Origin of the sequence: Streptomyces sp. NPDC058464, assembly GCF_042721035.1 — a bacterium.
Lineage (GTDB): Bacteria > Actinomycetota > Actinomycetes > Streptomycetales > Streptomycetaceae > Streptomyces.
In genome coordinates this window covers 1-7,718 of record NZ_JBHXMA010000106.1, presented here as the reverse complement: position 1 = coordinate 7,718, position 7,718 = coordinate 1, and the positions used below count along the sequence as shown (strand labels likewise).

The 7,718-nt window shown below is 72.4% G+C and carries 8 protein-coding genes; 7 read left to right on the top strand and 1 reads right to left on the bottom strand.

Annotated features, from left to right (window positions below; genetic code table 11):
* Positions 1-202: 202 nt before the first annotated feature.
* The gene (locus ACFWPQ_RS51735; RefSeq protein ID WP_384052129.1) at positions 203-928 is read left to right on the top strand and encodes a response regulator transcription factor; all 726 of its coding nucleotides are present in this window, start codon (positions 203-205) and stop codon (positions 926-928) included.
* 617 nt (positions 929-1,545) lie between these two features.
* Here the strand turns inward: ACFWPQ_RS51735 and ACFWPQ_RS51730 are convergent.
* Positions 1,546-2,352 (bottom strand): DMT family transporter, encoded by an 807-nt coding sequence (locus ACFWPQ_RS51730; RefSeq protein WP_384052132.1) that lies wholly within the window; start codon positions 2,350-2,352, stop codon positions 1,546-1,548.
* A 140-nt stretch (positions 2,353-2,492) separates the two neighbouring features.
* Here ACFWPQ_RS51730 and ACFWPQ_RS51725 point away from each other — a divergent pair, with 140 nt between their 5' ends.
* From ACFWPQ_RS51725 to ACFWPQ_RS51700, 6 genes are all read left to right on the top strand, one after another.
* A complete protein-coding gene (locus tag ACFWPQ_RS51725) occupies positions 2,493-3,350 on the top strand; it encodes a LysR family transcriptional regulator (RefSeq protein WP_384052128.1) in 858 nt (285 codons plus the stop codon).
* Positions 3,351-3,454: 104 nt separating this feature from the next.
* A complete protein-coding gene (locus ACFWPQ_RS51720) occupies positions 3,455-4,105 on the top strand; it encodes a GntR family transcriptional regulator (RefSeq protein WP_384052126.1) in 651 nt (216 codons plus the stop codon).
* Between the two features lie 51 nt (positions 4,106-4,156).
* The gene (locus ACFWPQ_RS51715; RefSeq protein ID WP_384052124.1) at positions 4,157-4,912 is read left to right on the top strand and encodes a PIG-L deacetylase family protein; all 756 of its coding nucleotides are present in this window, start codon (positions 4,157-4,159) and stop codon (positions 4,910-4,912) included.
* Positions 4,909-5,613, top strand: a complete 705-nt coding sequence (locus ACFWPQ_RS51710) for a 4-carboxy-4-hydroxy-2-oxoadipate aldolase/oxaloacetate decarboxylase (RefSeq protein WP_384052122.1) — start codon at positions 4,909-4,911, stop codon at positions 5,611-5,613. Before ACFWPQ_RS51715 ends, ACFWPQ_RS51710 begins: the two co-directional genes overlap by 4 nt.
* Positions 5,610-6,731, top strand: coding sequence for a 4-oxalomesaconate tautomerase (locus ACFWPQ_RS51705; protein WP_384052120.1), 1,122 nt, complete (start codon positions 5,610-5,612; stop codon positions 6,729-6,731). The genes ACFWPQ_RS51710 and ACFWPQ_RS51705 overlap by 4 nt, the downstream gene beginning before the upstream one ends.
* Entirely contained in the window at positions 6,712-7,662 is a 951-nt protein-coding gene (locus ACFWPQ_RS51700) for a VOC family protein (RefSeq protein WP_384052118.1), read from the top strand. Before ACFWPQ_RS51705 ends, ACFWPQ_RS51700 begins: the two co-directional genes overlap by 20 nt.
* Positions 7,663-7,718: the final 56 nt, after the last annotated feature.

Sequence of the window (7,718 nt, the reverse complement as noted above, 5' to 3'; positions counted from 1 at the left end):
ACGGGGGGTGTGGGCCGGTGCCCGGCCGGGGCCCCGCGCCGGATCCCGTCCCCACGGGTCCGGCGCCCGGGCCCGCCGCCGGGCGGGCCCTCGGGGCGGTCTCCGCTCAGAACGACCCCGATTACTTGAGTTAGGCAAGCACATGTGGCTTACTTGAGTCAAGCAAGCGAATTGCCCGCGCTTCGAACGAACGGGTCACCCCATGTATGGCAGCTCCCCCATACCCCAAGCACTCGCCCGTGGCAGCGGACAGCGGCTCCTGGTCGCCGCCGGCGCCCCGGACGCCGCCGAACTCCTCACCTCCACCCTGGAGCTGGCGGGTTACCGGACCGGTGCGGCGGGCAGCGGAGCCGAGGTGGCGCGACGGCTCGCGGAGCACCGGATCGCCCTGGCCGTCGTCGACGCCGAACTGCCCGGCCTCGGGGACCTCGCCCGGGGCGGCCGCCTCAGACCGGCCTACCGGCCGCCGGTCCTCCTGCTGGTCGCCTGCGAATCCCTGGCCCGCCTGGTGCCCGAACTCGGCACCGGCGAGCGGGACTACGTCACCAAGCCCTTCCGGATCGCCGAGGTCCTCGCCCGGGTCGAGGTCCTGCTCCGGGACGTGGGCGGCGCTGACCTGCCGGGCGGCACGCTGGACCACGCCGACCTCGTCCTGGACGACGGCACCTGCCGGGCCCGCCGCGGCGCCCGCACCCTCGACCTCACGCCCGCCGAGTACCGGCTCCTGCGCCACCTCCTGGTCAACTCCCGGACGGTGCTGTCCAAGGAGCAGATCAGCAACTGCGTCTGGGGCGAGTTCCGGGACGGCAACGCCATCGAGCAACTCGTCTCTCGGCTCAGACGCAAGGTCGACCGGGGCGGCCCCGCGCTGATCCACACCAGGCGGGGTTTCGGCTACTGGCTGGGGGAGTCGTCGGGGTCCGGGTGACTGGGTGACTGCTTCGCGATGGCATGCATGAGCAAATGTCAGTGCGTCCGCGTCGTTCGCCGGGCGTGATGCCCGGGGCAGGGCAGGGCAGGGCAGCAGCCGACCGTCCGAGAGGGGCGTGCGGTATCGCCGGGGGCAACCGGAAGTGGTCAGCCCAGCCTGTTTGCATGTGCTCATCCCCCCACTCCGATGAGACAGAGATGGCCGACACCCTGACCGGCAGCGCCCCCGGTCCGTCCGCACCGGTCCCCGAGTTCCCGATGTCCCGGGCCACGGGCTGCCCCTTCGGCCCGCCCCCGGTCTGAGCGCCGCCCAGCAGAAGGGGCGGCTCTCCAAGGTCCGGCTCCGGGACGGCAAGGACTACTGGCTGCTCACCCGGTACGCCGACCAGCGTGCCGTGCTGCTCGACCCCCGGGTCGGCGCCGACCTCAGCCGGCCCGGATATCCGCTCCAGGCCCCCAGCAACGGGAAGAACAACATCAGCTTCATCCTGATGGACGACCCCGAGCACGCGCGGCTGCGCCGCATGGTCACCGCGCCGTTCGCGATCGGGGTGGGGGGCAGGTGGTTCGCGGCCTGCTGGCCGGTGGGGGCTGGTCGCGCAGTTCCCCGCGCCCCTAAAGGGGCGCCAGACTTACGGCGTTCGCAGCGACCACCGCGCCGATCCCCGCCCACTCCGGCACCCCGAGGCCCTGTCCCAGCACCACCCACCCCACGATCGCCGCCAGTACCGGGTTGACGCTCATGAACAGGCCGAAGGTCTGGGCCGGGATCTTGCGGAGGGTGAGGAGGTCGGCCAGGTACGGGATCGCCGAGGACAGGACGCCTGCCGCCACCGCGCACAGGAGGGCTCCGGCCGTCGGAGGGTGGCGTACTGCCACCACGATTCCCACCGGCAGGAACGTCAGCGCCGACACGCTCGCGGCCGCCGCCGGGCCCTGCGCCCCCGGTATCCGGCGGCCGACCACCCGGTTGAGCAGGATGTACGACGCCCAGCAGGCGGCGGCCACCAGGCCCAGGGCCATACCCGCGTAGTCGGTCGACGGCTGCGGGCGCATCAGCACCACCACCCCGGCCGCCGCCAGCACCGCGCAGCCCGCGTCCAGCCGGCGGCGGGACGCGGTGAGCGCGATGGCGAGCGGGCCCAGGAACTCCAGGGTGACCGCCAGGCCGAGGCCGACCCGGTCGATCGCGGTGTAAAGGGTCAGGTTCATCGTGCCGAAGACCAGCGCGAGCAGCAGCACCGGCCACCACTGCCGCCAGGTGAAGTCCCGCGGGCGGGGCCGGCCGACGGCCACCAGGACGAGCGCGGCCACGTACTGCCGTACCGCCACCACCCCGAGCGGGCCGAGCACCGGGAACGCGAGAGAGCCGATGGCCGCGCCGGTCTGGTTGGACAGGCCGCTGCCGAACATGGTGGCCACGCCGGAGAGCCGGGTCGGCGCGGAGGGCGTGACCGTGGGGGAGGAGACGGGGCGTTCGAGGGCTCGTCGCATGGGAGGAGGGTGCGCCCGGTCCGCGCTTGCGCAAAATGCATGCGGCCCGGGATCTATACGCTGTCCGTATGGATGAGGTCGAGCTGCGGCAGCTGCGCTGTCTCGTCGCCATCGTCGACGAGGGCAGCTTCACCGACGCGGCGATCGCCCTGGGAGTGTCCCAGGCGGCCGTCTCCCGAACCCTGGCGGCCCTCGAACGCGCGCTGGGCGTACGGCTGTTGCGGCGCACCTCGCGCGCGGTGACCCCGACGGCCACCGGACTGCGGGTGGTGGCGCGCGCCCGGCGGGTGCTGGCGGACGTCGCCGGCCTGGTCCAGGAGGCCGGCTCGGGACACACCCTGCTCCGGATCGGGTATGCCTGGTCGGCCGTGGGCCGGCACACCGTCGCCTTCCAGCGGGGCTGGGCCGCCGCGTGTCCGGGGACCGATCTGCAGCTCGTCCGGGTCAACACGGCCTCCGCCGGCCTCGCCGAAGGCGTCTGCGACCTCGCGGTGGTGCGCCGCCCGCTGGAGGACCTCCGGTTCGACGCGGCCATCGTGGGGCTGGAGCGGCGGCTCGCCGCACTGGCCGCCGACGATCCGCTGGCCCGGCGCCGGACCGTGCGTCTCGCCGACCTCACCGGCAGGATCCTCCTGGTCGACCGGCGTAGCGGCACCACCACCCCGGAGCTGTGGCCGCCGGAGTCGCGGCCGGCCGTCGAGGAGACGCACGACGTCGACGACTGGCTCACCGCCATCGGCGCGGGCCGTGCGGTCGGCGTGACCGCCGAGTCGACCGCCAACCAGTACCCGCGGCCCGGCATCGTCTACCGGCCGGTCCGGGACGCCGAACCGGTCGCCGTCCGACTGGCCTGGTGGCGGGACGATCCGCACCCCGCTCACCAGGCCGTTCTCGAACTGCTCAGTGAGCTGTACCGGGCCGGCTGAGCGCACGGTCCGCCGGATTGTCCCGGCAATACGGCAGACAAAATTGTTGACAATCTTGTTTGGCTAGATTTACGTTCGACAGGCACTCACTCAGGGAGGGCGCAATGCCGAAGGAAGCCCGTCCGAGCACCGGAGAGCAGGCCAAGCAGCACGCGTTCACGCTGCTGCGGCAGGCGATCCTGCACGGCGAGATGGCCCCGGCCCAGCGGCTGGTGGAGAACGAACTCGCCGAGGAGTTCGGTGTGACGCGGGCCAGCATCCGTGCGGCACTGATCGATCTGGAGGCCCAGGGACTGGTCGAGCGGATCCGCAACCGCGGCTCGCGGGTGCGGGTGGTGACCGTGGAGGAAGCGGTCGCGATCACCGAGTGCCGCATGGTCCTGGAGGGACTGTGCGCCGCGAAGGCGGCCGTCGCGGCCAGCGACGAGCAGCTCACCGAGCTCGCGGACCTCGGGGCGGCCATGAAGAAGGCCGTCGCCGCCGGCGAACCGGTCACCTACTCCGAGCTCAACCAGGAACTCCACGCCAAGATCCGGCTGATCTCCGGCCAGCAGACCGCCGTGGAACTGCTGGAGCGGCTCAACGCCCAACTGGTGCGCCACCGTTTCCAGTTGGCGCTGCGCCCGGGGCGTCCGCAGCACTCCCTGAACGAGCACCTGGCGATGATCGAGACGATCAGGGCCAGGGATCCGCAGGCGGCCGAGGCGGCCGTCCGCGCCCATCTCACGAGCGTGATCGACGCACTGCGCGACTGAGCACGCCCGGGCTGGGTGGGCGCACACCTGTCCACCAAGGAGAGTTTTTCGATGACCCACGCCAACGCGCCCGCCACCACCCCACCGCGATCCACTCTGGTCGTCACCGCGCATGCCGGGGACTTCGTGTGGCGGGCGGGCGGAGCCATCGCCCTGGCCGCGTCCCGGGGCGAGAAGGTCACCATCGCGTGCCTGACCTTCGGTGAGCGCGGCGAGTCCGCCAAGGCGTGGCGCGAGGGCAGGAACCTGGAGGAGATCAAGGCGATACGCCGGGAGGAGGCGGAGAAGGCCGCCGCCGCGCTCGGCGCCGAGGTCCGCTTCTTCGACGCCGGTGACTACCCGCTGGTCGCCTCCGCCGAGCTGACCGACCAGCTGGTCGCCGTCTACCGCGAGACCCAGCCCGACGTCGTGCTCACCCACCCCGTCGAGGACCCCTACAACGGCGACCACCCGGCCGCCAACCGGATGGCCCTGGAGGCCAGGATCCTCGCGCAGGCCATCGGCTACCCGGGCGAGGGCGACATCATCGGCGCCCCGCCGGTCTTCTACTTCGAGCCGCACCAGCCGGAGATGAGCGGCTTCAAGCCCGAGGTGCTGCTCGACATCACCGAGGTCTGGGACACCAAGCGCAAGGCGATGGAGTGCCTCGGCGCGCAGCAGCACCTGTGGGCCTACTACACCGACCTCGCCGTCCGCCGCGGCGTCCAGCTCAAGCGGAACGCCGGACCCAACCTGGGCCTGGCGCACACCACCATGGCCGAGGCGTTCATGCGTCCGTTCCCGCAGATCGCGCAGGAGCTGGCATGAGCGGCGTGATCGTCACCGACCCGCCGAAGGCGGAGCTGAAGGACGTCGACGCGCTGGCCGGCTTCGGGGTGGCCACCGTGAGCGAGGCGATGGGGCGGACCGGCCTGCTCGGGCCGGGGATCCGGCCGATCCAGCAGGGCGTACGGGTCGCAGGCACCGCCGTCACCGTGCTCAGCTGGCCCGGCGACAACCTCATGATCCACGCGGCCGTCGAACAGTGCGGCGAGGGCGACATCCTGGTCGTCACCACCACCTCGCCCTGCACGGACGGGCTGTTCGGCGAGCTGTTCGCGACCGCGCTGAAGCAGCGCGGCGTGCGCGGGGTGGTCCTCAACACCGGCATCCGGGACACCCAGGAGCTGCGGGACATGGGCTTCGCCGCCTGGTCCCGGGCCGTCTCCTCGCAGGGCACGGTCAAGGCAACCGGCGGCTCGGTCAACGTGCCGATCGCCGTCGACGGGCAGGTGATCAACCCGGGTGACGTGATCCTCGCCGACGACGACGGGGTCGTGGTCGTACCGCGCGAGCGCGCCCGCGAGACGGTCGGGAAGTCCGAGGCCCGCGAGGCCAAGGAGGCCGCGACCCGCGCCGCCTTCGTCGGCGGCCAGCTGGGCCTGGACCGCTACGGACTGCGGGAGACCCTCCAGCGGCTCGGCGTCGAGTACAAGACGTACGAGGAGTACGAGGAGCACACCAAGTGACCGGGCCCGCGGAGGTGCGCTGCATGCTGATGCGCGGCGGCACCTCCAAGGGCGCCTACTTCCTGGCCGAGGACCTGCCCGCCGACCCCGCCGCCCGCGACGACCTGCTGCTGCGGGTGATGGGCAGCCCCGACTCGCGGCAGATCGACGGCCTGGGCGGGGCGCACCCCCTCACCAGCAAGGTGGCGGTCGTCTCGGTGTCGGACGACCCGGCGGCGGACGTCGACTACCTCTTCCTCCAGGTCGCCGTCGACCGCCCCGAGGTGACCGACCGTCAGAACTGCGGGAACATCCTGGCCGGGGTCGGCCCGTTCGCCGTGGAGCGGGGGCTCGTGGCGCCCGGTGACGGCGAGACCTCGGTACGGATCCGGATGCTCAACACGGGGGAGCGGGCCGTCGCCACCTTCCCGACCCCGGGCGGGCGCGTCGACTACACCGGGGACGCCGAGATCTCCGGCGTGCCCGGCACGGCCGCCCCGGTGGTGATCGAGTTCCCGGCCGGCGAGAGTCCGCTGCTGCCCACCGGCAACGTCCGGGACACCGTCGCGGACACAGCGGTGACCTGCGTCGACAACGGCATGCCGACCGTGCTGATCGCGGCGAGCGCCCTCGGTGTCACCGGGTACGAGGCGCCCAAGGACCTGGAGGAGGACCTGGCCCTCGCCGACCGGCTGCACGAGATCCGGCTGGCGGCGGGCAAGCTGATGGGCCTCGGGGACGTCGAGACCGCCACCGTGCCCAAGCTCAGCCTGCTCGCCCCGCCCCGCGACGGCGGCGCGGTCACCACCCGGACCTTCATCCCCGTCCGCTGCCACACCTCGATCGGCGTCCTCGGCGCCGCGAGCGTGGCCGCGGGGCTCAGACTGTCCGGCGGCGTGGGGGAGAGGATCGCCCGGCTCCCGGACCACGGCGACCGCATCCGCATCGAACACCCCACCGGATTCCTGGAGATCGACACCAGTGTCGACCCCGGCTCCGACGGCTCCCCGCCGGCCGCCCGCCGCACCGCGGTCGTCCGCACCGCCCGCAAGATCTTCGACGGCACCGTCTTCCCACGCGCCGCCGCCACCGCACCCGCACGACCTCAAGGAGGCAACGATGGCTCCGCCCCTCGGTGACATCGCCCATATCGGCCACGCCCAGCTGTTCACCCCGGACCTGGACGCCAGCGTCGCCTTCTTCACCGACTACCTCGGACTGACCGTCAACGGCCAGGACGGCGACACGGTCTGGCTGCGCACCTACGACGACTACGAGCACCACAGCCTGGTCCTCACCGCCCGCGAGCAGCCCGGCCTCGGCCGGCTCGCCCTGCGCACCTCCAGCGAGGAGGCCCTCCACCGCCGTGTCAAGGCGATCGAGGAGGCCGGCGGCACCGGCCACTGGGTGGAGGACGAGCCAGGCCTCGGCAAGCTCTACGTCACCACCGACCCGGACGGCCACGAGCACGCCCTCTACTGGGAGAGCGAGCACTACCAGGCCCCCGACGAGTTGAAGCCCGCGCTGAAGAACCAGCCGCAGGCCAAGCCCAACCGGGGCGTCGGCGTGCGCCGACTGGACCACGTCAACTTCCTGGCAGCCGACGTGCTCGCCAACTCCGAGTTCCAGGAACACGTGCTGGGCGCCAGGCCGACCGAACAGGTCCGCCTCGACAACGGGACGATCGCGGCCCGCTGGCTGACCTTCACCCACAAGTCGTACGACGTCGTCTACACCTCCGACTGGACCGGCTCCACCGGACGGCTGCACCACATCGCCTTCGCGACCGACACCCGCGAGGACATCCTGCGCGCGGCCGACCTCGCCATCGACACCGGCGTGTTCATAGAGACCGGCCCGCACAAGCACGCCATCCAGCAGACGTTCTTCCTGTACGTCTACGAGCCCGGCGGCAACCGCATCGAGCTGTGCAACCCGCTCACCCGGCTGGTGCTGGCACCCGACTGGCCGCTGGTCACCTGGACCGAGGCCGAACGGGCCAAGGGGCAGGCGTGGGGGCTCAAGACGATCGCGTCCTTCCACACGCACGGGACGCCGCCGGTCGGCTGACCCGGTTTCGGCCTCTGGGGGGTGGGGGGGCGGGGGGGCTCGGCCGCGCCGCCCCC